This window comes from Lysobacterales bacterium (assembly GCA_019634735.1).
Lineage (GTDB): Bacteria > Pseudomonadota > Gammaproteobacteria > Xanthomonadales > UBA2363 > Pseudofulvimonas.
Window position 1 is genome coordinate 118354 of record JAHCAT010000010.1, and the last position, 25518, is coordinate 143871.

Annotated in this window: 24 protein-coding genes, 1 other RNA gene and 1 pseudogene; 15 read left to right on the top strand and 11 right to left on the bottom strand. The window is 71.5% G+C overall.

Annotated elements, in window-relative coordinates:
- The first annotated feature begins 58 nt into the window (after window positions 1–58).
- Both KF823_10910 and KF823_10915 read left to right on the top strand, forming a co-directional pair.
- Window positions 59–1189 (top strand): glycosyltransferase family 1 protein, encoded by a 1131-nt coding sequence (locus tag KF823_10910; GenBank protein MBX3726411.1) that lies wholly within the window; start codon window positions 59–61, stop codon window positions 1187–1189.
- Complete coding sequence (locus KF823_10915) at window positions 1186–1746, top strand: phosphatase PAP2 family protein (GenBank protein MBX3726412.1); 561 nt, start codon at window positions 1186–1188, stop codon at window positions 1744–1746. Before KF823_10910 ends, KF823_10915 begins: the two co-directional genes overlap by 4 nt.
- Window positions 1747–1887: 141 nt before the next feature.
- Here the strand turns inward: KF823_10915 and KF823_10920 are convergent, their stop codons facing one another.
- Window positions 1888–3408 carry a Ppx/GppA family phosphatase gene (locus KF823_10920; GenBank protein MBX3726413.1) on the bottom strand — a complete coding sequence of 507 codons (1521 nt, stop codon included), beginning with the start codon at window positions 3406–3408 and terminating at the stop codon, window positions 1888–1890.
- Between the two features lie 223 nt (window positions 3409–3631).
- Between KF823_10920 and ligA the strand changes: the two genes are divergently transcribed.
- The 3 genes from ligA to KF823_10935 all read left to right on the top strand — a co-directional run bounded on the left by ligA (window position 3632) and on the right by KF823_10935 (window position 9559).
- A complete protein-coding gene (gene ligA / locus KF823_10925; GenBank protein ID MBX3726414.1) occupies window positions 3632–6028 on the top strand; it encodes an NAD-dependent DNA ligase LigA in 2397 nt (798 codons plus the stop codon).
- A complete protein-coding gene (gene genX, locus KF823_10930) occupies window positions 6021–6989 on the top strand; it encodes an EF-P lysine aminoacylase GenX (protein ID MBX3726415.1) in 969 nt (322 codons plus the stop codon). Before ligA ends, genX begins: the two co-directional genes overlap by 8 nt.
- 329 nt (window positions 6990–7318) lie before the next feature.
- Complete coding sequence (locus tag KF823_10935) at window positions 7319–9559, top strand: S8 family serine peptidase (protein MBX3726416.1); 2241 nt, start codon at window positions 7319–7321, stop codon at window positions 9557–9559.
- A 207-nt stretch (window positions 9560–9766) separates the two neighbouring features.
- Here the strand turns inward: KF823_10935 and sbcB are convergent, their stop codons facing one another.
- The 10 genes from sbcB to KF823_10985 all read right to left on the bottom strand — a co-directional run bounded on the left by sbcB (window position 9767) and on the right by KF823_10985 (window position 18452).
- Window positions 9767–11215, bottom strand: coding sequence for an exodeoxyribonuclease I (gene sbcB, locus KF823_10940; protein MBX3726417.1), 1449 nt, complete (start codon window positions 11213–11215; stop codon window positions 9767–9769).
- Window positions 11216–11258: 43 nt separating this feature from the next.
- On the bottom strand, window positions 11259–11771 hold the full coding sequence (locus KF823_10945) for a hypothetical protein (GenBank protein MBX3726418.1): 513 nt from the start codon (window positions 11769–11771) through the stop codon (window positions 11259–11261).
- A 114-nt stretch (window positions 11772–11885) separates the two neighbouring features.
- Entirely contained in the window at window positions 11886–13559 is a 1674-nt protein-coding gene (locus tag KF823_10950) for a M56 family metallopeptidase (protein MBX3726419.1), read from the bottom strand.
- A gap of 15 nt (window positions 13560–13574) precedes the next feature.
- Complete coding sequence (locus KF823_10955; protein ID MBX3726420.1) at window positions 13575–13970, bottom strand: BlaI/MecI/CopY family transcriptional regulator; 396 nt, start codon at window positions 13968–13970, stop codon at window positions 13575–13577.
- Between the two features lie 264 nt (window positions 13971–14234).
- On the bottom strand, window positions 14235–15158 hold the full coding sequence (locus KF823_10960; GenBank protein MBX3726421.1) for a hydroxymethylglutaryl-CoA lyase: 924 nt from the start codon (window positions 15156–15158) through the stop codon (window positions 14235–14237).
- A 224-nt stretch (window positions 15159–15382) separates the two neighbouring features.
- Window positions 15383–15736: a transfer-messenger RNA gene (gene ssrA, locus KF823_10965) on the bottom strand.
- Between the two features lie 178 nt (window positions 15737–15914).
- Complete coding sequence (locus tag KF823_10970) at window positions 15915–16382, bottom strand: hypothetical protein (protein MBX3726422.1); 468 nt, start codon at window positions 16380–16382, stop codon at window positions 15915–15917.
- Between the two features lie 44 nt (window positions 16383–16426).
- Window positions 16427–16816 (bottom strand): hypothetical protein, encoded by a 390-nt coding sequence (locus tag KF823_10975; protein MBX3726423.1) that lies wholly within the window; start codon window positions 16814–16816, stop codon window positions 16427–16429.
- A gap of 42 nt (window positions 16817–16858) precedes the next feature.
- Window positions 16859–17326 carry a hypothetical protein gene (locus tag KF823_10980; GenBank protein ID MBX3726424.1) on the bottom strand — a complete coding sequence of 156 codons (468 nt, stop codon included), beginning with the start codon at window positions 17324–17326 and terminating at the stop codon, window positions 16859–16861.
- A gap of 244 nt (window positions 17327–17570) precedes the next feature.
- Complete coding sequence (locus tag KF823_10985) at window positions 17571–18452, bottom strand: folate-binding protein YgfZ (GenBank protein MBX3726425.1); 882 nt, start codon at window positions 18450–18452, stop codon at window positions 17571–17573.
- 193 nt (window positions 18453–18645) lie between these two features.
- Between KF823_10985 and KF823_10990 the strand changes: the two are divergent.
- From KF823_10990 to lolD, 10 genes and pseudogenes are all read left to right on the top strand, one after another.
- Window positions 18646–18729, top strand: a pseudogene (locus KF823_10990) (DUF1674 domain-containing protein).
- Between the two features lie 62 nt (window positions 18730–18791).
- A complete protein-coding gene (gene sdhC, locus KF823_10995; GenBank protein ID MBX3726426.1) occupies window positions 18792–19175 on the top strand; it encodes a succinate dehydrogenase, cytochrome b556 subunit in 384 nt (127 codons plus the stop codon).
- On the top strand, window positions 19172–19570 hold the full coding sequence (gene sdhD / locus KF823_11000) for a succinate dehydrogenase, hydrophobic membrane anchor protein (GenBank protein MBX3726427.1): 399 nt from the start codon (window positions 19172–19174) through the stop codon (window positions 19568–19570). Before sdhC ends, sdhD begins: the two co-directional genes overlap by 4 nt.
- Before the next feature lie 4 nt (window positions 19571–19574).
- Entirely contained in the window at window positions 19575–21365 is a 1791-nt protein-coding gene (locus tag KF823_11005; protein MBX3726428.1) for a succinate dehydrogenase flavoprotein subunit, read from the top strand.
- Window positions 21366–21425: 60 nt separating this feature from the next.
- On the top strand, window positions 21426–22211 hold the full coding sequence (locus tag KF823_11010) for a succinate dehydrogenase iron-sulfur subunit (GenBank protein MBX3726429.1): 786 nt from the start codon (window positions 21426–21428) through the stop codon (window positions 22209–22211).
- Window positions 22211–22495 carry a hypothetical protein gene (locus KF823_11015; GenBank protein MBX3726430.1) on the top strand — a complete coding sequence of 95 codons (285 nt, stop codon included), beginning with the start codon at window positions 22211–22213 and terminating at the stop codon, window positions 22493–22495. The genes KF823_11010 and KF823_11015 overlap by 1 nt, the downstream gene beginning before the upstream one ends.
- A gap of 63 nt (window positions 22496–22558) precedes the next feature.
- Window positions 22559–22762, top strand: coding sequence for a succinate dehydrogenase assembly factor 2 (locus tag KF823_11020; protein MBX3726431.1), 204 nt, complete (start codon window positions 22559–22561; stop codon window positions 22760–22762).
- On the top strand, window positions 22734–23165 hold the full coding sequence (locus KF823_11025; GenBank protein ID MBX3726432.1) for a hypothetical protein: 432 nt from the start codon (window positions 22734–22736) through the stop codon (window positions 23163–23165). Before KF823_11020 ends, KF823_11025 begins: the two co-directional genes overlap by 29 nt.
- 93 nt (window positions 23166–23258) lie before the next feature.
- Window positions 23259–24509 carry a lipoprotein-releasing ABC transporter permease subunit gene (locus tag KF823_11030; protein MBX3726433.1) on the top strand — a complete coding sequence of 417 codons (1251 nt, stop codon included), beginning with the start codon at window positions 23259–23261 and terminating at the stop codon, window positions 24507–24509.
- The gene (gene lolD, locus KF823_11035) at window positions 24502–25188 is read left to right on the top strand and encodes a lipoprotein-releasing ABC transporter ATP-binding protein LolD (GenBank protein ID MBX3726434.1); all 687 of its coding nucleotides are present in this window, start codon (window positions 24502–24504) and stop codon (window positions 25186–25188) included. The genes KF823_11030 and lolD overlap by 8 nt, the downstream gene beginning before the upstream one ends.
- The last annotated feature ends 330 nt before the right edge of the window (window positions 25189–25518 follow it).

A 25518-nucleotide genomic window follows, 5' to 3' on the forward strand; every position in this document is an offset into this window, starting at 1 on the left:
TTCCGGCCATCATGCGTACACCGCACGCGGCTAGCGTGCAGCAAACCGGCCGGTCCCCATGCACGTCTGCCTCGTCACCGAAACCTACCCGCCCGAGGTCAATGGCGTCGCCCTGACGTTGCAGACGCTCGCCCGCGGCCTGCAGGCGCAGGGTCACGCGGTCAGCCTGGTCAGGCCGCGACAGCCCGGCACCGACGGTCTGTCCGAGTTTCCCGAACTGCTGGTGACCGGTGCGCGCCTGCCGCGCTACCCGGACCTGCGTTTCGGGCTGCCGTCGCCGCGTCGGGTGCGGGCCTTCTGGCGGCAGCATCGCCCCGATGTCGTCTACGCGGCCACCGAAGGCCCGCTGGGCTGGACCTGCCTGCGCGCCGCGCGCGAGATCGGCGCGCCTGTTGCGACCGGCTTCCATACCCGCTTCGACGACTATTTCGGGCACTACGGCCTGCGCCTGCTGACACCGCTCGCGTTCGCCTGGCTGCGTCGCTTCCACAACCTGGCGCACGCAACCTACGTGCCGACCCGGGAGCTGGCCGACTCGCTGTCGGCACGGGGCATCCGCAACGTGCATCTGCTGCAGCGCTCGGTCGACGTGCAGCGTTTCGATCCGGCGCACCGGAATCCGGCGCTGCGCGAGCGCTGGGGCCTGGCGCCCGACGGGCTGGCGGTGCTCTACGTCGGTCGCATCGCGCCGGAAAAGAACCTGGCCCTGGCTGTGCGCGCCTTCCGTGCGCTGCAGGCACAGCGCCCCGATGCCCGTTTCGTGTGGGTCGGCGATGGTCCGGCACGCGCCAGGCTGGCGCAGGACAATCCGGATTTCGTGTTCGCGGGCGTGCAGCGCGGCGATGACCTGGCGCGGCACTACGCCAGCGGCGACCTGTTCGTGTTCCCCAGCCTGACCGAGACCTTCGGCAACGTGACCCTGGAGGCGATGGCCAGCGGTGTGGCGACGGTCGCCTACGACTATGGCGCCGCCCACGAGCACATCGACGCACCGGAACTGGGCTGCGCGGTGCCCTGTGGCGACGAGGCGGGGTTCATCGCCGCCGCGGTCGCTCTGGCCGGGGACGATCGTCACCGCAAGGCGATCGGGGCCGCCGCCCGTACCGCGCTGTCGGGCCGCGCTGGCGCCGGCGTCGCCGCGCGCTTCGCCGACTTGCTTCATGATCTGCACACACGGCACGCCGCATGAACCAGGCCACCTCGGTGAAACCCGCGCAGCTCCCTGAACCGCCCACCGGCGAATTGCGCCTGACCCTGGCGGTCAACCGCTGGGGCGCCTACCGGCCCGTGCTGATGCTGTTCCGCACGGTCAGCCGGCTGGGCGACGGCGTGTTCTGGTACTCGCTGATGGCCGTGATCGCCGTGCTGGGCGGCACCCAGGGCCTGCGTGCGGCGCTGCACATGGGCCTTACCGCGTTGTTCGTGGCCGCGCTGTACAGGGCGATGAAGGGCGTGGTGCGCCGGCCGCGGCCGTTTCGCCGGCATGGCGACATCGTCGCCCGCGTGCGTCCGCTGGACGAGTTCAGTTTCCCTTCCGGTCACACCCTGCATGCGGTGACCTTCACCCTGGTGGCGCTGGCCTATTACCCGTTCCTGGCCTGGCTGCTGGTGCCGTTCGCCCTGCTGGTCGCGGCATCGCGGGTGGTGCTTGGCGTTCACTATCCGTCCGACGTGCTCGCCGCGGTGGCGCTGGGCGCGGCGATCGCCGCCGGTTCGCTGTCGCTGGCGCCGGTGCTGGCGGGTTGAGCCCGGGTCGCGGATCGCCCGTTGCGCAGCGCCCCATCGGCAGGGCCCGGGTCCGTTCGCGTCGCACGGTCGTTCTCGGAAAGGCCACAGGTCCCGGCCGACCACCGGTCGCGCGGCGACGGCGGTCAGGCGCGCTCCGCGTCAGGCGATCTCCAGTCGGAAACCCAGCGCCTTGACGTGCTTGCGTTCCTGGTTGAGGTCGAGCGCCGTCAAGGGATGACCCTCCAGCCAGCGACGGGGCAGGTCCAGGCGCAGAAGGCGATCGTCGACCGACAGCTTCAGCTTCGGCATCGGCTCGGCGCTGCGTGGCCGGTGCAGCAGGGCCGCCAGGCGCAGCAGAAGGGTCAGGCGCACGGCCGGATAGAACAGGCGTTCGGGCAGGGCCTGCAGGTCGTCGACCGGAATCGCGCGGCGATGGCAACGGACCAGCAGGGCCAGGACCTCCTGTTCGCCCCGGGTGAAGCCGGGCAGGTCGGAGTGGGCAAGCAGGTAGGCGCCGTGGACGTGGTGCGAGCTGTGCGCGATCGCCAGCCCGACCTCGTGCACGCGGGCCGCCCAGGCCAGCCAATCGTGCTCGGCCTCACCCAGATGCCAGGCCGGGGCCACGTCGTCGAACAGGGTCAGCGCGGTGGCCTCGACGCGCTCGGCCTGGCCGGCATCGACGCTGAACCGCTGCGCCAGAGCGTCGATGGTGGCCTGGCGCGGATCGCGGTGCTGGGCGCGGCCGAGCAGGTCGTGCAGCACGCCTTCGCGCATCGCCGTCTCGCAGATCTGCATGCGGTCGATGCCGAGCACTTCGAACGCCGCTTCCAGCACCACCAGGCCGCCGGCGAACACCGGCCGGCGGTCGGCGCTCAGCCCCTCGAGCTGCACCGCGTCCACGGTCTCGAAGGCGAGCAGGGCGTCGCGGATCGATGCCAGCGTTTCGGGGGTCAGGCCGCGGTCGTACCAGCCGTTGGCGCGGGCGACCTTACCGGCCGCCTTGATGGTTCCGGACGAGCCGATCACATCGTTCCAGCCGCGCATCAGGTAGTCGGCGGCGAACTGCTGCAACTCGGCGGAGATCTCGGTGATCGCCGCACGCCAGCGCTTGCGGCCGAGCCGGCCGTCGCCGAAGAAGTGCCGGCTGGAGGCGACGCAGCCCATCTGCAGGCTCTCGGTTTCCAGGGCCCGGTCGCCCTCGCCGATGATGAACTCGGTGGAGCCGCCGCCGATGTCGATGACCAGGCGTCGCCGACCGGTCTCGCGGATACCCTGGATCACGCCCTGGTAGATCAGGCGCGCCTCCTCGCGGCCGGAGACGATCTCGATCGGATGGCCCAGGGCCTCCTCGGCGGCGGTCTGGAACGCCCGCGGCGAGCGCATCTGGCGAAAGGTGTTGGTGGCCACCGCGCGGACCCGCTCCGAAGGCAGGGCACGCAGGCGCTGGCCGAAGCGCGCCAGGCAGGCCAGCGCGCGTTCCCGCTTGACCGGGTCGAGGCTGCCGTCCGGGGTCAGGCCGGCGGCCAGCCGGACCGGCTCGCGCAGGCTGTCGATCACCTTGAGCTGGCCGAGGTTGTGGCGGGCGACGATCAGGTGGAAGCTGTTCGATCCCAGGTCCACCGCCGCCAGCAGCTCGCCGTCGAGGAGGGGGGCGCGGGCGGACGGGCTGCGGTTCGGCATGGTCGGCATCCACTCGGGGCGGCGCCAGTCTAACCAGCGCGCCCGGCGCGCGGGTGACAGGCCCGCGGATCCGCAAACGTGACCGGCGCCACCGGACACCGTGACGGCAGCCACGCAAGCAAGGTCACGAGTGTGACGATTGCGCACACAAGCCGCCCGACGCGCGCCAGCCGCGCGATACTTGCCCGATGCCTTCCGCCTTCCGCCCGCCGTCTTCCCGGCCATGACCGACGCCGATCATCCGGCGCGTCGCGCGGCCGAGCTGCGCGCGCTGATCCAGGACCACGACTACCGCTATCACGTGCTCGATGCGCCGACCGTTCCGGACAGCGAGTACGACCGCCTGCTGCGCGAGCTCGAAGCGCTGGAGCAGGCGCACCCGGCGCTGGCGAGCCCCGATTCCCCGACCCGCCGCGTCGGCGCCCGGCCGGACCGCGGTTTTGCCACCGTGCGCCACGCCATGCCCATGCTGTCGCTGGCGAATGCTTTCGAGGACCCTCTGGCGCCCGACGAGGCGGGACGTTTTCGCGAGGTCGCCGAATTCGTCCGGCGCATCGAGGACGCCCTCGGCGTGCGCGAACCGGCGTTCTCCGTGGAACCCAAGCTCGACGGCCTCGCGGTCAGCCTGCGCTACGAGGATGGCCTGCTGGTCCGTGGCGCCACCCGCGGCGACGGCGAAACCGGCGAGGAGGTGACCGCCAACCTGCGCACGATCCGGTCCGTGCCCCTGCGCCTGCGCGGCGAGGGCTGGCCGCCGGTGCTCGAGGTGCGCGGCGAGGTGTTCATGCGGCGCGCCGATTTCCTTGCGTTCAACGACGCCGCGATGAGCCGCGGCGAGAAGCCGCTGGCCAATCCCCGCAATGGCGCCGCCGGCTCGCTGCGCCAGCTCGATCCGGCGGTGACCGCCGGTCGGCCGCTCAGCTTCTACGCCTACGGCACCGGCGTGGTCGAAGGTGCCGCTCTGCCGCCGCTGCACTCGCGCACGCTCGCCTGTCTGCGCGACTGGGGCCTGCCGGTGGCGCCGGAAGTCGGCACCGCCACCGGCCTGCAGGGGCTGCTGGCCTATTACCGGCGCATCGGTGCGCTACGCGATGCGCTGCCGTACGACATCGACGGCGTGGTCTACAAGCTCGATGCCTACGATCAGCAGCGCGTGCTCGGCTTCGTGTCGCGGGCACCGCGCTGGGCGCTTGCGCACAAGTATCCGGCGCAGGAGGAGACCACCACGGTCGAGGCCATCGAGGTGCAGATCGGCCGCACCGGCGTGGCCACGCCGGTGGCGCGGCTGGCGCCAGTGCACGTTGCCGGCGTCACCGTCACCAACGCCACCCTGCACAATGCCGACCAGGTCGCCCGGCTGGATGTCCGGGTCGGCGATACCGTCATCGTCCGCCGCGCCGGCGACGTCATCCCGGAAGTGGTCCAGGTGGTCGCCGATCGCCGGGGGTCCGGCAGCGCGCCCTGGACCATGCCCGCGAGCTGCCCGGTCTGCGATTCGGTGCTGGTCCGCCAGGACGGCGAGGTCGCGTGGCGCTGCTCGGGTGGCCTGTACTGCCCGGCGCAGCGCAAGGAGGCGCTGCGCCACTTCGCCTCGCGCCGGGCCATGGATATCGAGGGCCTGGGCGAACGCTTCATCGATTCCCTGGTCGAGTTCGGCTATGTGCGCACCCCGGCCGACCTGTACCGGCTGCGCGTCGAGGACCTGCTGGAGATGAAGCAGCGGGCCGACGAACGCGACGGCACCGTGCCGGAGACCGTCAAGGCAGGCAAGGTCGCCAGCAAGTGGGCGGAGAACCTGGTGGCCGCCATCGCGGCGACGCGCATGGCGCGGCTGGACCGGTTCCTGTTCGCGCTGGGCATCCTGCAGACCGGTGAGGAGACCGCCCGGGCGCTGGCCCGCGCCTTCGGCGACCTCGGCGAGATCCGGGACGCGGACGCCCTGGTGCTGATCGCGGTGCCCGACGTCGGTCCGAAGGTCGCCGAGTCGATCGCCACCTTTTTCGCCCAGCCCCATAACGAAGAAGTGATCGACGCGCTGCTTGCCGCCGGCGTGGCCATAGGCGACGGCCATGCGCCGGACTCCGCGTTCGCGGCGGGCCTGTCGCCTGGTGCGCTGCTGGTCGCCGCCAAGCGCCTGGGCGCGCCGCTCGACGGCGTCGGCGAGGAGTCCCTGCAGCGCATCGGCGCTGCGCTGTCCTCGCTTACCGACCTTGAAGGGCTCGACGCCGGCCGTCTGGCGCTGGCCTGCGATGTGCCCGGATCCCGTGTCGAGGCGGTGCAGGACCTTCTGGCCCAGCGCCCCGACTGGCGCGCCCGCCTGTTCGCCTCGGCCGACCAGGCCGCACGTCTTCAGGCCCGGGCGCCGGAGGGCGCTGACCAGGCGCTGCCCCTGGCCGGTCAGACCGCGGTGCTGACCGGCACCCTCGCGACCCTGACCCGGGACGAGGCAAAGGCGCGGTTGCAGGCGCTGGGCGCCAAGGTGGCAGGCAGCGTGTCGGCCCGGACCACGTTCGTGGTCGCGGGTGAGGCGGCCGGCAGCAAGCTGGACAAGGCGCGCGCCCTGGGTGTGGAGATCATCGACGAGGCCGCTTTCCGGGTCCTGCTGAATCGCCATGGATGACGGCCTGACCCGGGCGCTGCGCCTGCGCGCCAAGCTGTACGCGCTGATCCGCGCGTTCTTCGCGGAGCGTGCCGTGCTCGAGGTCGATACCCCGGTGCTCGGCCAGGGCGCCAACACCGATGCCAACATCGACAGCTTCGACACCGGCTTCAGTGGTCCCGCCGGGGCGGGCACGCGACGACGCTTCCTGCGCACCTCGCCGGAGTTCTGGCACAAGCGGCTGCTGGCGCAGGGGCTGGGCGACTGCTATGAGCTGGGCAAGGTGTTCCGCAACGGCGAGTACGGGCGGCGCCACAACCCGGAATTCACCCTGCTGGAGTGGTACCGGGTGGGCTGGGACACGCAGCGGCTGATGGCCGAGGTCGAGGCCCTTGTGCGGGCTGCGTTCGCGTTCGCCGGACGCTCTGCCGGGCCCGCCGAGCGGTTGAGCTACCGTGAACTGTTCATGCGCCACCTGGCGACCGATCCGCTGACCGCCAGCGACGACGAGCTGCGGCGGCTCGCCGCGGGCGTCTGGGTGGACGTCGGGCGCCTCGACCGCGACAGCGTGCTCGACGTGCTGATGACGCACCGTATCGAGCCGGCCCTGCCGCCGCATGGCATGACCTTCGTCTACGAGTATCCGGCCAGCCAGGCGGCGCTGGCCCGGCTCAAGCGGGACCTCGACGGAGAGCAGGTCGCCGAGCGTTTCGAGCTGTACGTCGGCCAGCTCGAGCTGGCCAACGGCTTCCATGAGCTCGCCGACTCCCAGGAGCAACTCGGTCGCTTCGAGGCGGACAATCGCCTCCGGGTCGCGCGCGGTGGCGAGGCCTTGCCCATGGACCGCCACCTGCTGGCGGCGCTCGAGGACGGCCTGCCGCAGTGCAGCGGCGTGGCGTTGGGCGTCGACCGCCTGCTCATGGCCATGATCGAGGCGCAGGACCTGCGCGAAGTGCTGGCCTTCCCGTTCCCCGACGCCTGAGGCTCCGGGGTGCCGCCGAGCACCACTGGCGCGGCCGCGAGCCACTGCGGCACGACTCGGGTGCCGGGTGACGCCGAAACGGCAAGTTCCGCCGCGCAGCCCTGCCGATTGCGGCAGATTTCCCGCGGATATACCGTTTACCCTGATGAGCCGCCTGCCATCGGCGCCGGCAGCCGTCAGATGGGGAGACCGTCATGCACAACCATCCGCTTTCCGGCAGGCGCGGCCCGCGCGCCGCACTGTTCGGCATTTCGCTCGCCGCCCTTGGGACCCTGATCGCCGGGGCGGCGCCTCCGGGTGCCGCCCCGTCTGGGGCGCCGGAGGTTGGCATGGCCGCCGTGGTCGAGCCTGCCGGCAGCACCGGCCCTGCCATCTACATCGTCCAGCTCGCCGATGCGCCCGCCGCCACCTACGACGGCGGCAAGCCGGGCCTGGCCGCCACGGCGCCCCGGGCCACGGGCGCGCGCAAGCTGCGTTCCGACGATCCTGCCGTGCTGGCGTATGCGGCGCACCTGTCGGCTGTGCAGGACGCCCTGCTGTCCCGGATCGGCGAGCGCCTTGGCGCACAGCCGGTGGAGCGCTTCCGGTACCAGCATGCCTACAACGGCATCGCCCTCGACCTGACGCCGGAACAGGCGCGCCAGGTCGCTACCCTGGACGGTGTCACCCAGGTGTTTCGCGACATCGAGCACTGGCCGGACACCGACACCGGTCCGGCCTTCATCGGCGCGCCGGCGATCTGGAACCATCCGTCGCTGGCGACCCGTGGCGAAGGCATCATCGTCGGCATCCTCGATACCGGCATCAACCACGACCATCCGGCCTTCGCGGCGGTGAGCGGCGACGGCTACTCGCACACCAACCCGTTCGGGCCCGGCGTCTACCGGGGCTTCTGTGTCGCCAACCCGTCGTTCTGCAACAGCAAGCTGGTCGGCGCCTGGGCGCTGCATCCGTCCTCGAGCAATCCGGAGGACAACAACGGCCACGGCAGCCACACCGCCAGCACGGCGGCCGGCAACGTCCTGGCCAATCCGCAGTTCGTGGCGCCGACGGCGACCTTCTCCTTCGCGGGCGCCAGCGGTGTGGCGCCGCGCGCCAACCTGATCGCCTACCAGGTGTGTTTCCCGAGCTGTCCGACCTCGGCGACCACGGCGGCGGTCAACCAGGCGGTGATCGACGGCGTCGACGTCATCAACTACTCGATCAGCGGCGGTACCAGTCCGTGGGTCGAGACCACTGCGGTCGCCTTCCGCAACGCCGTCGCCGCGGGCGTGGTGGTGGCCACGTCGGCCGGCAATGCCGGTCCAGGCGCCGGAACGGTGGGCCACCAGGCCCCCTGGGTGATGACGGTCGCGGCGGGTACCCACGACCGCGCCGTGCAGGCCAGACTCACCGGCCTGAGCGGATCCGCCGGCAGCCATCCCGACATCGACGGCGAGGGTGCCAACATCGGCATCGGCGCCCGGCCGATGGTCTACGCCGGCAATCCGCCCTGGAACAATCCCCTGTGCAACCCCTTCCCGGCGGGCAGCTTCACCGGCCAGATGGTGGTCTGCGACCGCGGTGTGATCGGCCGCGTGCTCAAGGGGCAGCATGTCCTCGACGCTGGCGGCAGTGCCATGGTGCTGGCCAACGATGCGCCCAGTGCCGCCAGCCTGAATGCCGACGGCCATGTGCTGCCGGCGGTGCACATCAGCCATGCCGACGGCATCGCGCTGAAGGCCTGGATGCAGTCCGGCAGCGGGCACACCGGGGCGATCGCTGGCGGCGTGATCGACTATGGCGACCATGGCGACCGGATGGCCTCGTTCAGTTCGCGCGGTCCGGCCGGTGGCGCCGTCGCCGCCCTGCGCAACACCATCAAGCCCGACCTGACCGGGCCAGGTCTGAACATCCTGGCCGCCTACCACACGGCTGGCAGTCCGCCACCGCCTGAGTTCAACATCATCAGCGGGACCTCGATGTCGAGCCCGCATGCGGCCGGTGCCGCCGCCCTCATGGTCGCCCTGCGACCGACCTGGACGCCGACCGAGATCAAGTCGGCCCTGGTCACCACCAGCGCCCCGGTGCTGGTCCAGGAGGATGCCAGCACCCCGGCAACACCGTTCGACCAGGGTGCCGGCGGCCTCGATCTCGCCGCTGCCGCCAACGCGGGTCTGGTGATGGACATCGCGACCGCTGCCTATGTCGCCGCAAACCCGGCCACCGGCGGCCAGCCCGGCCTGCTCAACCTGCCCAACCTCGCCAGCGACCAGTGCAACGGCACGTGCAGCTGGACCCGGACGGTGCGCAGCACCTCGAGCCAGTCGCAGCAGTGGCAGGCGGACGTCATCGCCGCCGGCGGCGGCCTCACCGGCACCGTGACGCCGGCCAGCTTCACGCTTGCCGCCGGCGCCAGCCAGACCTTGCAGATCGAGGTGAATGCAGCGGGTCTGGCGGTCGGGCCCTGGCATTTCGGGCGGGTCGAACTGGTGGCGATGGGCGCCGGGGCGCCGGCGACCGCGCAGATGCCTGTGGCCATCGTGCTGACCGACCGGATCTTCGGCAACGGATTCCAGATCGGCAATTGATCCGGATTCGGCGCGCGCCCGTCCCCGACGGGCGAAGCGCCGGAGGCGGCCGGGCAGGGAAGCTGCCCGGCCGCAGACCGGTCGCACGTGGGTGCCCTGGCCGGTGCGTCGGCGTCCTTTCCAGCGCGGTTGACCCACGGCACAGGCGCTCGCCTTCGCTGATCCGGGGGTGCCGATCGCCACGCCGCCAGGGGCCGCCGCTGGCGGTCAGTCGTCCAGCCAGTCCGTTGCGAGCTGCCGTCCCCAGTCGTCGAGGCGGTCCAGCACCGCCTGGTCGGGCCCGGCCTCCCGGGTCGATCGCAAGTGGGCGATCCGCGCGTGGAAATCGTCCAGCCCGAAGCTCGACAGCGGGTGCAGCCCGCGCAGCCGGGCCGCCACGAAGCCGCGCCATTGCCCGCGTTCGGCGGCCCCCAGGGTCTGCGGAAAATGACGGCCGCGGTAGCGCCAGAGAAGCTCGCGATGGCGCTCCTGCTCGAAGCCCGGCGCCAGGGCGGCCAGTCCGGCGGGCGGCGTGCTGCGCACGGCATCCAGGCGCGCGCGTTCTGTGCGGCTAGGGAAGCCCCCCCTGTACAGCGACAATTCGGCATCGGCGGCGGGCGCCGCGTCGGCGGCGCGGGTCATCAGCGCTGCCAGCTTCTCGCGGATGCCGGGGGCCGCCAGCAGCTGGTGCCGATGGCGTTCGCAGCGATCTGGATCGAGGCCGATCCTGGCCAGGTCGACACCCGCCAGCACCGAGACCGGCGCCAGCATCGGACAGCGGTTGCCGTACACGGTCTTCACCGCCGGACGGTCGATGCCCTCGGGCAGGTCGGCGCGCGGCGTGTACAGACGGTCGCGCAGTTCGTCCAGCCCGACCTCGATCAACGGCGCGGGATCGGCCATCAGATCGACGACGTGCACGCCGTGCTCGCTGTCGGCACTCGGGGCGATCGGCAATACCAGGGCGGTGCAGCCGCGCTCCGCACCGTACTTTTCGGAGGCATGCAGCACCGGCGTCCCCTGGCGCCAGTCGAGCAGTTCCCGCACGCGCTGCTTGTCGCGCAGGCCCAGCGCGAACTGCCACAGGCGCGGCTGGCGGTCGCGCAGCAGGCGGGCCAGGCCGATGGTCGCCTCGACGTCGCTGAGCGCGTCGTGGGCGCGGGCCTGGTCCAGGCGATTGGCGCGGGCCAGATGCTCGAGACGGAAGCTGGGTCGGCCATCGTCGCGCAGCGGCCATTCGATGCCCTCCGGACGCAGTGCGTGGCACAGGCGGGCCAGGTCGATCAGGTCGAACCGCGAATTGCCGTCCCACCACTCCCGGGCATAGGGATCGTGGAAGTTGCGCCAGAGCAGGTGGCGGGTGAAGGCGTCGTCGAACCGGATGGTGTTGTAGCCAAGTGCGCAGGTGCCGGGCCGGGCCAGGGTCTCATGGACGCGCGCGGCGAATTTCGGTTCGGGCAGTCCGCCCGCCAGCAGGTCCTGGGGCGTGATGCCGGTGACCAGGCAGGCGTCGGGATGCGGCAGACGGTCCCGGACCGGCTGGCAGGTGAGGTTGATGGTTTCGCCGACCGGTTCGAGATTCGTGTCGGTGCGGATGGCGGCGAACTGGGCGATGCCGTCGCGCGCCGGATCGGCGCCGAAGGTCTCGTAGTCGTGGAACAGGAAGCTGGCGGTCATGGCGCCCGGACACGACGACTGCACCGGGAATCAGGGAGCCGGGTCACAGCCCCGCCACTTCGCCGGGATCGGGCACCAGATGCAGCCGGCGACGCGTCGCCTGGGCCGCCGTGCTGGCATCCGGATCGCTGGAGGACAGGTGCGCCAGCATCAGGGCAAGTTCCGCGGGCGAACGGCTGACGCCGCGTTCCCAGGCCGAGGCGAGCTCCGGTTCCAGGGTGCGCAGCTGGTCGAGGTGACCCTGCCCGGCAGCCACCGCGGGGAGCAGCGGTTGCATCTGGTCGCGTTCGCTGCGCGCCAGGTCGGCGGGCACGCGCAAAGCCAGCAGCTGCTGGTAGAGGGCTTCGGGCAGGCGCTCCAGCAAGGTGGACCAGGGTTCCGCGGCGAGCACCAGCGGCAGGCGGCCGTGCTCGCTGACCGCCAGCACCAGGCGGGCCGGACGCAGCAGGACCAGGGTGGCTGTCCATGCGCCCAGATGGTTCTCGCTGGCGACCGCAGGCTGGGGCACCGCGTCCAGGCTGTCGAGCAGGGCACGTGTGCAGTACAACGTGGTCATGGCGATCGCTCCGCAATGCGCCAGACTAGCAGCCCGTGCCCGCGGTCGGCGGCCCACCGACGGTCGCCGGCGGGGTCGGTCCCGGCCGGGGCGTCCAGTGCAGCGCGCTGGCGGCTACTGACAGATCCGGGTGCCGATCGGGGTCACGCAGCGGCGGCCGTCCGGTCCCAGGTTGAAATCGAAGATCTGCCGGTGACGGGCGCCCGACGCGGCGCCGTCTGGAACCTCGAAACGCCACCGCTGGAAAGCCTCCAGTGCGGCCTGCTCGAAGGCCGCGCTGGCCTGCGCGCCGCCGATGACCCGGACCGAGACCGGCTGGCCCCGATCGTCGATCGAATAGGCGAGCTCCACGCTGCCTTCCAGGCCCTGCAGACGGGCGGCCCGCGGATAGGTAGGCTGCACGCGGCGCAGCACCCGCGGCAATGGCGCAGCCGTGGCCGGCTCGGCGCGGGCGGGCGCCGTCGGTGCCGCGGCGAGGATTGCCGGCGCCGCTGCCAGCGGTTCCGGGTCAGGCCTGGACAGCGCCATTGCCTCGGGTGGCGCCGGAACGGCCAGCGCTGCGGGTGGCGCCTCGATGGCTGCCGCCGGGGGAGATTCCGGCCGCGTGCCGGTTGTCGCCTGGACCGCCTGGATCGAGGTCCCGGCGGGCGGCAGCGCGGCCAGCGACGGCGCCAGCGGCTGCGGTCGGGGCAGGGCCCCCGGCATGATCGTCAGCGGCGCCGGCGCCTCGGCGGGCGCCAGCACGCGATACAGGGCCACGAAATCAGGACGGGCCAGGTCGCGGGCGGGATCGGTGCCCAGCAGGTTGACGCCGGCCAGGGCGGTGGCGGCGAACGCCAGGGTGATCACCAGCGGTGCGCGATCGCGCCGTTGCCGCTTGCCATCGTCGATATGCAGGATGCGGTGCACGCGGTCGGTCAGTTCGCCGCCGGTGGCGGTCAGCAGCGGCAGCGGAACGGCCTGCCGGAACTGTTCGGCCATGCTCAGCGCCCGGGCGTACTTGAGGCGGTCGACCTTCAGGCCGACCACCAGGTCGTCGCACAGGGTTTCCCGGGTGCGTTCCAGTTCGCGGCAGACAAGGTGCACGACCGGATGGAAGTAGAGCAGGGTGCGCGCCACCAGGATCAGCACGTTGCTGACCAGGTCGGCGCGGCGGATGTGCGCCAGCTCATGCAGGATCAGGGTCTCCACCTGGTCGCGCGGCAGGCCCAGCGCCAGGGCAGTGGGCAGCAGGATGACCGGGCGCAGCAGTCCGTAGACGCCCGGCGCGCTGATCCTCGCGGTCAGGCGCAGGCGCACCTTGCGGGTGATGCCAAGGAGCTGCATCTGCTGGTGCATCAGCGCGAGCAGCGCGGGCGGTGGCTCGCGGCCTTCGCGCAGGGCGCGGCGCAGCAGGCGCCAGTCGGCCAGCAGCCGGAGCGAGGCCAGCAGGGCGCCCAGGAACCACAGCGACACCAGGGGAATCGCCCACGGGCTGCGCCCCGGCTCAGACGCCTCCATGACCGCGCGGGCGTCGGCGGCGGACAGCGCCGAAGCATGGGCCGCGACCGCCGGGACAGTGCCTGCCTGACCGGCCTCGGGCGCCGAGAGCGTGACAAAGGTGACGATCGGCAAGGCCAGGCAGGCCACCAGAGCCACCAGGGCACAGGCATGGCGCCAGCGGTGCGAGGGCGACAGGCGGCGCAGCAGCAGCCAGCCGGCGCCGATCAGCAGGCCCTGCCAGACGAAATGCAGCAGGGTCCACGCCAGGGTGTGGGCAAAGGCGATCACGGCGTCCGTCAACGGCATGGCCTGGGCTCTCCCTCAGTTTTTCTTGTCGTTGTCGAGCTGGTCGAGCAGGGCGCGGATCTGCGCCAGTTCCTCGGCACTGGCGGGCGGCGCCGAGCCCAGCGCCTGCAGCACCAGCTGGGAGCTGGAGCCGTTGAAGACCCGGTCGACCACGTCGCTGAGGAAGCGCTTCTGCGTGCTGGACTGGCTGACCGCGGCGCGGTAGCTGTGCGCGCGCTGCGATTCGTCGCGTTCGACCAGGCCCTTGCCGTGCATGATCTGCAACAGCTTGAGCGCAGTCGTGTAGCTGGTCTCGTCGGGCTGGTACAGCGCCTCGAAGATCTCGCGCACCGTGCACGGACCCTTCAGCCAGAGCACCTGCAGGATGGCCAGTTCGGCCTCGGTGGGTTTATTGCTGGGGGTTCGGCCCATGGTGTTCTGCCCGGCCCGGAATGGGGCCCAGGCCAGATCGTACGATACCCGTCGTAAATGTCAAATCTCGCGGCGCGCGGGCCAGCCCTGGCACCGATGCCCGGCCGGGACCGGACCAGACAGGTCCGCGCAGGACTTCAGGGCCGGCATGAAAACCGCCGCGCAAGGCCTTGATTCGAGCATGCCGCGCAGGTCTTCATGGTCCCGGCCCCAAGTTGCCGTGGCCGGGTCGTGCGCGTCGACCTCTGGCATCCCCGGCGTAGGTCAATCCGGCTCGGCTGTCGGTGGCTCGCGCCGTGCGGCCAGGGCCCGGCCGGCACGACTGGCGTTGTCGCGGCCGAGCGACCGGGAAATCCAGTCGCCCGTGTCGGCCAGCCGCGCCAGGTCGACGCCGGTGGCCAGTCCCAGGCCATGCAGCAGGTAGACGACGTCCTCGCTGGCGACGTTGCCGGTTGCGCCGCGCGCGTACGGGCAACCGCCCAGGCCGGCCACCGAGCTGTCGACGACAGTGATCCCCTCGTCCAGGCAGGCAAGCAGATTCGCCAGCGCCTGACCGTAGGTATCGTGGAAGTGCACGGCCAGCCTGGCCACGGGGACTTCGGTGGCAACCGCCCGCACCATGGCGGCCGCCCGGCGCGCAGTCCCCACGCCGATGGTGTCGCCCAGCGAGATCTCCCGGCAGCCCATGTCATGCAGGGCACTGGCGACCCGCACCACGTCGGCGACCGGGACCTCGCCCTGGTAGGGGCAGCCCAGCACGGTGGACACGTAGCCGCGCACCGGGACCCCGGCCTCCGCGGCGCGCACCATCACCGGCGCGAAGCGCTGCAGCGACTCCTGGATCGAGGCATTGGTGTTGCGTTGGCTGAACGCCTCGGAGGCGGCGGTGAACACCGCCACCTCGCGGGCACCGGCGGCCAGCGCCCGCTCCAGGCCCATGAGGTTGGGCACCAGGACCGGGTAGGACACCGCGGTCCGCGGCACCAGGTCGGCCATCACCTGCTCCGCGTCGGCGAGCTGCGGCACCCATTTCGGGCTGACGAAACTGGTCGCCTCGACGTGGCGCAGCCCGCAGTCGGACAGGCGGTGGATCAGTTCGACCTTGGTTGCGGTCGGGACGAGCGTCTTCTCGTTCTGCAGCCCGTCGCGCGGGCCGACCTCGACGATGCGGATGGCAGGTTCTGGCATGCCGTCAGACTACCAGCCGACCTCGCACGCCGGGTGCACGGGGCGCAACGCCGACCAAGAGGCTGCGGTCGGGACGGCCTCCGGTTACGGGGCGAAGGATCAAGGCAGCGCCAGGCGCATCGTCTGCCTCCGGCCCGCGAGCGCCAACGATGTCCGCCTGGATCCGCGGTGAGCCGCGACAACCAGAAAAAAGGGCCCGGAGGTCGTCCGGGCCCTTTCGGGAGTGGTGGAGGCGGCGGGAATCGAACCCGCGTCCGGAAGCACTCGACCCCAGGTCCTACATGCTTAGCGCGCCGTTTGATCTCGCCCTCCGGCAACACGGCGCGCAAAGCGCACCGGCGGGCCAGCCTGCTTGATTTAACCCGGCGCCGGCAGGCGGCAGCATCGGGCGGTCCTGTGACAGTGACCCGGACTCCGCAGGCACAGGCACGAGCGGGTCCGGGGCTTAGGCCTTAAGCGGCCAGTGCGTAGTTGTCGTCGTTGGCAACTATGGTTTTGCCACTGGATTAACGAGGAAAGTAGCCCCCTCGGCATGCACCCAGCGATGTTGCGACCCCCGTCGAAGCCAGGTCGCCCCCGTTGGACGACGCCAGTATGGGGGTGCCGTCGGGGGGGCGCAAGCACAGGACCGGGGCGCTGGACAGCCGCCGTTCGGTTCGAAGGCGGCCCGGACGGCCCGGACGGGGCTGCGTTGGTCGCATGCCCCGTGTCCGTTCCGCGGTCCGCGCCTGCGTCGACGCGTCGCCGGCCCGCCGATCAGTCGCGCAGCGACTGCAGCGGATTCTGCCGGCGGATCTGCTCGTGGGCCGCGTGACGGTCGAGATCGCGCTGTGCGCGGCTCCGGCAGTCGGTGGTCGGGATGTTGGAGCCGACCGGTCGCACGCGTTGGCACACGACATCGTTGGACTTGTCGCCGCTGCGGGCGACCTTGGGCGCGAGCAGGGCGTTGAACCGGATCTGCTCGGCGCGGATGCGGCTGGCGTTGGCAGGCCGGTCCTCGGCAAGCCACTGCTCCAGCCGCTCCAGGGAGCGCAACGCCTGGCGCTGTTCGGACCGGCTCAGGGAGCGCGGCTCCGCGGCACGGTGCAGGTTGGCCCGGATCGACTCGGCGACGGCCGGGAAGATGTCGGCATCCAGCTCGTCGTCGCTGATGAGGAAGGTGTTGGCGTGCGCGGCGGCCGAGATCAGCAGGGCTGCTGCGAGGGAAGCGAGGGTACGGATCATGGTCATTCTCCGATCTTGGAGTCATTGCGTAAGGGGAACGAAGTCTACATTGGCAACCTGGATGGCCGGCCCGATCGGTCCGGTCGGGCGTACATCCCACCCGCGGCCAGGTTGACGCTGACGGAGCAGGCGACAGAAGGGCCGGCGCCCTCCGTCCGGCCATCGGCGACCGGCCTGATCGCCGCAGCCGCCTGCGGGCGACGGGCGGCGCCGGGTCGTTGCGGCTGGCGCTCGAGGGCGCACAGCGCCTGGCGCCGCCGGGACGGGCCCGACGAATGCGGCCCGGCGGCGCGGTGCGGGTTCGACTGGCTCGACTCGGCGACCCCGGGGAACCCCGCCGGATCGGGTTCCCGGTCGGTGACCCGGAAGGTGCCGGCGTGGAGGGTCACCGAAACCTGTGGCGTGGCGAAGAGTCCGGCGCGGGTGCGGGCCATGGTGGTCTCCTCGGGTGTCGGGTCGTCCGGCGGCGTGGCGACCTACATCGACCGACGACGTTGCTCGTCGGACAGGGCATCACGCGCGGCCTCCTGCTCGGCTGCGAGCTGCTCGCGGGTCTTGCACTCGGTGACCGGGATGTTCGAGCCGATCGGGCGCACCCGCTTGCACACCAGGTTGCTGCGTTCATTGCCGCGGCTGGCCACCTGGGGTGCGATCAGCGCGTTGATGCGACGCTGCTCGGCATGGATGCGCGGCTGGTTGCCGGAGGCATCCTCGGCCAGCCAGCCCTCGATCCGCGCCAGCGACTGCAGGACCCGCTCGCGCTGGCCGCTGCTCAGGCCATGGCCGGTCGACCCGGCCAGGTTCGCCCGCAGCTCCTGGGCCGCCGCAGGAAAGCTGTCCGCGGAGAGATCATCCTCGGTCAGCACCTTGAGGTTGCTGGCGAACAGGGGCAGCGCCAGGAAGGTGGCGGTGAGTAGGGCGGACAGCGTGGTCAGGCGATTCATGGGGTCTCCATCGGTCTTCTTGCGAGGGAAATACGATTTGGCTCGTAGGAAGTCAACGGCAGTACCGGCAGACGAGTCCCCGACGCGTCAGGGCGAGTTCCGGGGAGCCATGGGCACCCGCAACGGCACGGTCTCCACCGGCTCCGCCTCCAGCGCCCTTCGGGTGCCGTCTGGACTTACGAACGTCATCGTACAGCGCAAGAATTACGAAGAACTTCGTGGTTGTCAAGCCCGTTCCCGCGGTTCAGATGGCTGGCGGCGCGCTGCTTCGGAGGCCGCCGCGCAGGACAGTGGCCGGCTGCATGGACTGACCGTCGGCCACCCTGGCCACGGCGGCCTGGTCCGCGCCGGAAAGCGCGGCCAGCGCCAGCCAGCCGCCCTCGCCGTCGTCGACGGCATCCACCAGTTCGCCGAGCGCCTGGTCATCGGCAGCCAGCGCCCGCCAGCCACTGGCGGGGACGCTGCCTGCGCCGCGCAGCAGGGCCGGGCCGCGCTTGCTCTGTCCCAGATAGTGCATGCGGGCGACGATTTCCTGGCCCGGATAGCAACCCTTGCGCAGACTGAGGGCAGGCAGCGTGTCCAGTCCCAGCCACTGGGGGACGAAGCGGCCGGTACCCGGCCCGTCCGGACGCAGCCACGGCAGGCCCAGGCGCAGGTCGGCGGCATGCCAGGCATCGACGACACGCGCCCCGGCCAGTGGCGCCGCGCCGCTTGCCAGCAGGCGCAGGTGGCGCGGTCCGATCAGCGGGTCGTCGGGCAGGGGAAACTCGCCGGCCGTCCCGGTTGCGGCGCCGGCGACGCCGGCGAGCGTGCGCTCCCGGTCCGGCAGCAGCTGCAGCTTGCTGCGGAAGCGAAAGCGCGCGAGCGCGGTCGCCAGCGCCTCGGCCCCGCCAGCGGGCAGCCAGGCGAGCAGGCGCTGGTCGTCTTCGCGCAGCAGGCCGAACAACGCCTGCAGCCGGCCCTTGGCATCCAGCCAGCCGTTCCACTGCCAGCCGCCCAACGCCAGTGCCTCGACGTCGTTCATGAGCTGCGCCTGCGCGAAGGCCAGGGCGTCGGGTCCGGTGATCGATAGCAACTCGCCCTGCGGCAGGGCGAACGGGTGACTGGGTATTTCGGGGTGCGTCATTGGCGGCTTCCGGGCGTTTCGCGCGACCTGCACGGCGGCGGCCCGACCATCGCGGCCGGCGCTTCCGCATTTGCCGGGGGTGCCCCCCCGGCATTAACATCCGCAGGCGTTCTGCAAGGCCATCATGCACGAGCCCGATCCCCGCGACGACACCGCCCCCGAGCCGGACACCGGCCGGGAGGGCGACGTGCGCCCGGTGGAGATCGGCGGGCGCAAGGGGCCGGAGCCGACGCGCTATGGCGACTGGGAGAAGAACGGTCGCTGCATCGATTTCTGACGGGCCCCGGCCCGGCCGGCCCGGCCGCGCCGCAGCCCGACCACGGACGGAGTGAACAGCCCATGCGCGAACGACCCTTGTCGCCGCATCTGCAGGTGTACCGCTGGCCCTTGTCGATGGCACTGTCGATCCTGCATCGCGCGTCGGGTGGTTTCCTGGCGGTCGGCAGCGCCATGCTGGTCTGGTGGCTGATGACGGTCGCTTCCGGCGGCGAGGCGCATGCGCGCTTCCTGGCATGTGCGGATTCGCTGGTCGGCCGGACCCTGCTGCTGCTGTGGACCGCCGCCCTGGTCTACCACCTGCTCAACGGCGTGCGCCACCTGGCCTGGGACGCCGGCTGGGGCTACGAGAAGTCGCGCACCCGTGCGACCGGCATCGCGGTGGTGATCGGCACCGTCGTGCTGACCGCGGCAATCTGGCTGCTGGCGCGCGGAGGTGCGGCATGAGCGCGCGGGCCCGGCAGTTGCGAACGCCGCTCAAGCGCGTCAAGGGCCTGGGCGCGGCCGGCAGCGGTGGCACCCGGCACTTCTGGCTGCAGCGGCTGACCGCGATCGCACTGGTGCCGCTGTCGTTGTGGTTCGTGTTCACCGTCGTCGCCCTGGTCGGCCAGGATCCCTTCGTGGTCCGCGCCCGGCTCGCCGAGCCGGTCACCGGCATGCTGATGATCGCCTTCATCGGCGCCCTTTTCTGGCACGCCCAGCTCGGCCTGCAGGTGATCGTCGAGGACTACGTGCACACCCGCTGGCTGGAGGTGGCGCTACAGGTCGCCATCAAGTTCGCGGCGCTGGCAGGCGCCCTCCTGGCGGCCCTGTCCGTCATTCGCATCGCATTGGGCAACTGAGCGCATGGACGCCTACAAGATCCACGAGCACTTCTTCGACATGGTGGTGGTCGGCGCCGGCGGCGCCGGCCTGCGCGCCACCTTCGGCCTGGCCCAGAAGGGCCTCAACACCGCCTGCATGACCAAGGTCTTTCCGACCCGCTCGCACACCGTGGCGGCGCAGGGCGGTGTCGCCGCGGCGCTCGCCAACATGGGCGAGGACGACTGGCGCTACCACTTCTTCGACACCGTCAAGGGCTCGGACTGGCTGGGCGACCAGGACGCCATCGAGTACATGTGCAAGGAGGCGATCCCGGCGATCATCGAGCTCGAGCACTACGGCGTGCCGTTCTCGCGCACCGAGGACGGCCGCATCTACCAGCGCCCGTTCGGCGGCATGACCACCCGCTTCGGCGAGGGTCCGCCGGCGCAGCGCACCTGCGCGGCCGCCGACCGCACCGGCCACGCCATCCTGCACACGCTCTACCAGCAGTCGCTGGCCCACGACGCCCGCTTCTTCGTGGAGTTCTTCGCGCTCGACCTGATCATGGACGACGAGGGCGCCTGCCGCGGCGTGCTGGCCCTGGAGATGGCGACCGGCGAACTGCACCTGTTCCGCGCCCACGGCGTGGTGCTGGCCACCGGCGGCTACGGCCGCGCCTACTTCTCGGCGACCTCGGCGCACACCTGCACCGGCGACGGCGGCGGCATGGCGTTGCGCGCCGGTCTGGCCCTGCAGGACATGGAGTTCGTGCAGTTCCACCCGACCGGCATCTACGGTGCCGGCTGCCTGATCACCGAGGGCGTGCGCGGCGAGGGCGGCATCCTGCGCAACGCCGCCGGCGAGCGCTTCATGGAACGCTACGCGCCCAGCGTAAAGGACCTGGCGCCGCGCGACATGGTCAGCCGCTCGATGACCATCGAGATCCGCGAGGGCCGCGGCTGCGGCGCCGACAAGGACCACATCCTCCTCGACCTCACCCACCTGGGGCCGGAGGTCATCCACGAGCGCCTGCCCGGCATCGCCGAGACCGCCAAGATCTTCGCCGGCGTCGACGTCACCCGGCAGCCGATCCCGGTGCTGCCCACCGTCCACTACAACATGGGCGGCATCCCGACCAACTACCACGGCGAGGTCGTGCAGCTGCGCGGCGGCGACCCCGATGCGGTGGTCCCCGGCCTGTACTCGATCGGCGAGGCGGCCTGCGTCTCGGTGCACGGCGCCAACCGGCTGGGCAGCAACTCGCTGCTGGACCTGGTCGTGTTCGGCCGCGCCGTGGCCAACCGTTGCGCCGCGACGCTGTCGCCGGGCGCCGCCCACCCGCAGTTGCCGCGCTCCGCCTGCGACGCCGCGCTCGACAACCTCGACCGCCTGCGCAGCGCCCGCGGCTCGACGCCGACCGCGCAGATCCGCCTGGACATGCAGCGGGTGATGCAGGCCGACGCCGCGGTGTTCCGCACCGCCCAGACCCTGGCCCAGGGCGTCGAGCGCATCGGCAAGGTGCACGACAGCTTCTCCGACGTCCGGGTCAGCGACCGTTCGCTGGTGTGGAACTCCGACCTGATCGAGACCCTGGAACTGCAGAACCTGCTCGGCCAGGCGGTGGCGACCATGGTCTCGGCCGAGAACCGCACCGAGTCGCGCGGCGCCCACGCCCGCGAGGATTTCAAGGACCGCGACGACGGCAACTGGCTCAAGCACACGCTGTGCTGGGTCGACGCCCGCGGCAAGCCGACCATCGACTACCGCCCGGTGCACATGAACACCCTGACCGCCGACGTCGATCCGGTGCCGCCCAAGGCCCGCGTCTACTGATCCGCGCACCCGACCCAACGCCCCGGCCGTCGCGGCCGGGGGCCACAGGCAGAGGACACCATGGCTGAGTTCACCCTACCCAAGAACTCGAAGATCGGCCCCGGCAAGACCTGGCAGGCGCCCGCCGGCGCCGGCAACGTGCGCCGCTTCAAGGTCTACCGCTGGGACCCGGACGGCAACGGCAACCCGCGCACCGACACCTACGAGATCGACATGGACAGCTGCGGTCCGATGGTCCTGGACGCGCTGATCAAGATCAAGAACGAGATCGACCCGACCCTGACCTTCCGGCGCTCGTGCCGGGAGGGCATCTGCGGCTCGTGCTCGATGAACATCGACGGCCGCAACACCCTGGCCTGCACCAAGGCCATCGAGGACATCAAGGGCGAGGTCCGCATCTATCCGCTGCCGCACATGCCGGTGGTCAAGGACCTGGTCCCGGACATGACCCACTTCTACGCCCAGTACGCCTCGATCCAGCCCTGGCTGAAGACCGACACGCCGGCGCCCTCGGGGCGCGAGCGCCTGCAGTCGCCGGAGGACCGCAAGAAGCTGGATGGCCTGTACGAGTGCATCCTGTGCGCGAGCTGCTCGACCGCCTGCCCCAGCTACTGGTGGAACGGCGACCGCTACCTGGGCCCGGCGGTGCTGCTGCAGGCCTACCGCTGGATCGTCGACAGCCGCGACGAGGCCACCGGCGAGCGACTCGACCAGCTCGAGGATCCGTTCCGCCTGTACCGCTGCCACACCATCATGAACTGCACCGACACCTGTCCCAAGGGCCTCAATCCCGCGCAGGCGATCGGTGAGATCAAGAAGCTGATGGTCGAGCGGCAGGGCGCCTGATGGACGCCTCCCCGCAACCGACGATGCACATCGTGGTGCGCCTTGCCGCCGGCTTCCTGCTGGTGGCGGGCGTCGCCGCCCTGTTGCTGGCGGTGAACGCGGTGATCAAGGCCGACGCCGTGGTCGCCGTGCTGACCGGCATCGCGCTGGCGATCAACGGCCTGGCGCTCTCCCTGCTGGGCTTTTCGCCGGCCATTTTCGGCCGGCCACCGAGGCACTGGTCGGTGCTGATCCTGGCGTTCGCGGTGTCGGCAGCGCTGGAGATCGCCAAGCGGCTGATCTGAGCCGTGCCGGACACCGACCACGCCGCCCGGGTGGCCCGGTTGCGCTGGCGCAGCCGCCGCGGCATGCGCGAGCTCGACCAGCTCCTCGGCCGGTGCCTGGACCGCCTGCTTCGCGAACCCGATCGCGACCAGGCCCTGGACCGCTTCGAACGCCTGCTCGATTGCGAGGACGACCAGCTCTGGCGCTGGTGCCTGGGCCAGGGTCGTCCGGACGACGCCGGTCTCGCCGAGCTGCTCGATGCGCTGCGCGCCGACCCTGCGGCTTGAGCCGCGTCCCTCGCGCCTGAAGCGGCTCGCGCTCGCCGTGCTGGCGCTCGTGCTGATCGCCGCCCCCGTGCTGTCGCCCTGGCCGGCCGGCCTGCGGCTGGCGGTTGCCGGCCTGGCCGTGGCGACGCTCGCCGGAATCGGATGGCGCCAGCAGCGCGCGCCGCGCTGGCGCTGGCTGAGCTGGGACGGGCAGGGCGCCTGGCAGGTCGACTTCGGCGAGGGCGGCCGGCCGGCCCGGCTGCGCGCGGCCCACCAGGCCGGACCGTTGCTGGCGCTGGACATCGAGGTCGCCGGGCGCGGTCATCGGCTGCTGTTGTGGCCGGACAGCCTCCCCGCCGACGATCTGCGCCGCCTGCGCATCCGGCTGCGCCGCGAGGGCGCGGGCGAACCGGATGCCGGCTGAGCCGGGGCAGGGCGGCAGGACGCCGCCGCCCGCCTGCGATGCCTGCGGGCTTTCGGGTTAAGCTCCGCACCCGCCCCTGGCCCGCCCGACCGGATGTTCCGACCGCTCGCCCTGTGCATCGGCCTGCGCTATACGCGCGCCAAGCGCCGCAACGGCTTCATCTCCTTCATCTCGGCCGCCTCGGTGCTGGGCATCGCGCTGGGTGTGACCGCCCTGATCACCGTGGTCTCGGTGATGAACGGCTTCGAGAAGGAGTTGCGCGCACGCATCCTGGGCATGATCTCGCATGCCACCATCGCCGGCGTCGGCACCGGCCTGGCGCGCGAGGAATGGCAAGCGGCGCTGGCCGAGGCGATGGCCGACGCCCGGGTCACCGGCGCGGCGCCCTATGTCGAACGCGAGGCCATGCTGCAGGGTCAGCAGGTCGCCGGCGCCATCGTGCGCGGCATCGACCCGACGCTGGAAGTGACCGTCTCCGAGGTCGCCGGGGACGTCAAGCAGGGCAGCCTGGATGCGTTGCGCCCCGGCGAGTTCGGCATCGTGCTGGGCCAGGAGCTGGCCTGGGTGCTGGGTGCGCGTCTGGGCGACCGGGTCACGGTCTACGCGCCGGAGGTGCGCGCCACCCCGGTCGGCGCCATGCCGACCCTGCGCAGCTTCACCGTGGTCGGCATCTTCGAGGCCGGCATGCAGGAGTACGACCGCGGCCTGGCCCTGGTGCACCTGGCCGACGCCCAGCGCCTGTACCGGATGGCCGACCAGGTCAGCGGCGTGCGCCTCAAGCTGGTCGACCTGTTCCAGGCCTGGCACGTGGCCCGCGATCTCGCCGACCGCCTGGGCGGCCTGTACCGGGTGCGCGACTGGAGCCAGGAGAACGCCAACTTCTTCGAGGCGGTGCGCATGGAGAAGCTGGTGATGTTCATCATCCTGTCGCTGATCGTCGCGGTCGCGGCGTTCAACCTGGTGTCCAGCCTGGTGATGCTGGTCACCGACAAGCAGAGCGACATCGCCATCCTGCGCACGCTGGGCCTGACGCCGCGCCAGGTGATGGCGGTGTTCATGGTGCAGGGCTCGATCATCGGCGTGTTCGGCACCTTGCTGGGACTGGCCGGGGGGCTGGCGCTGTCCTACAACGTCGAACGCCTGGTGCAGTGGCTGGAGCGCGCGCTGGACCGGCAGTTCCTGTCGCCGGATATCTACTACATAAGCTCGTTGCCCTCGGATCCGCAGGCCGGCGACATCGTCACCACGACGATGGTGGCCCTGGTGCTGGCGGCGCTGGCCACCCTCTATCCCGCCTGGCGCGCCTCGCGCGTCGATCCGGCCACGGCGCTGCGCTATGAGTGAGTCCATCGTGCTGGCCGGCCGCGGCCTGGCCAAGACCTATGCCGAGGGCAGCATCCGCACCGAGGTGCTCAAGGGCATCGATCTCGCGGTTCGCCAGGGCCAGACCCTGGCCATCGTCGGCGCCTCCGGCTCCGGCAAGAGCACCCTGCTGCACCTGCTGGGCGGCCTGGACTCTCCGAGCGCCGGCGAGGTCGAGGTGCTCGGCCAGCCGATGTCGCGCCTGGGCGACGCCGCGCGCGGCCGCCTGCGCAACCGCGCGCTGGGTTTCATCTACCAGTTCCACCACCTGCTGCCCGAGTTCACCGCGTTGGAGAACGTCGCGATGCCGCTGGTGATCGGCGGCATGGCGGTGGCGCCCGCGCAGGACCGCGCCCGCGAGGTGCTGGAGCGGGTCGGCCTGGCGGCGCGCAGCCACCACAAGCCAGGCGAGCTGTCCGGGGGCGAGCGGCAGCGCGCCGCCGTGGCGCGGGCGCTGGTGACCCGCCCGGCCTGCGTGCTGGGCGACGAGCCGACCGGCAACCTCGACGCCCGCAATGCCGCCGCGGTCTATGAGCTCATGCTCGAGCTCAACCAGGAGTTCGGAACCGCCCTGGTGCTGGTCACCCACGATCGCGAGCTCGCCGCGCGCACCGGGCACGTGCTGGAAATCATCGACGGTCGCCTCGTGCCGGGCGGCTGACGAGCCGGGTGACGCAGGGAGCAGGGGCCGGGGACCAGGGACCGGGGACCAGGGACCGGGGACCGGGGACCGGGGACCAGGGACCAGGGACCAGGGACCAGGGACCAGGGACCGGGGACCGGGGAGCAGGGACCGGGGAGCAGGGACCGGGGAGCAGGGAGCAGGGAGCAGGGAGCAGGGAGCAGGGAGCAGGGAGCAGGGAGCAGGGAGCAGGGAGCAGGGCGCGGAGATCAGGGCGCGAAGATCAGGGCGCGAAGATCAGGGCGCGAAGATCAGGGCGCGAAGATCAGGGCGCGAAGATCAGGGCGCGAAGATCAGGGCGCGAAGATC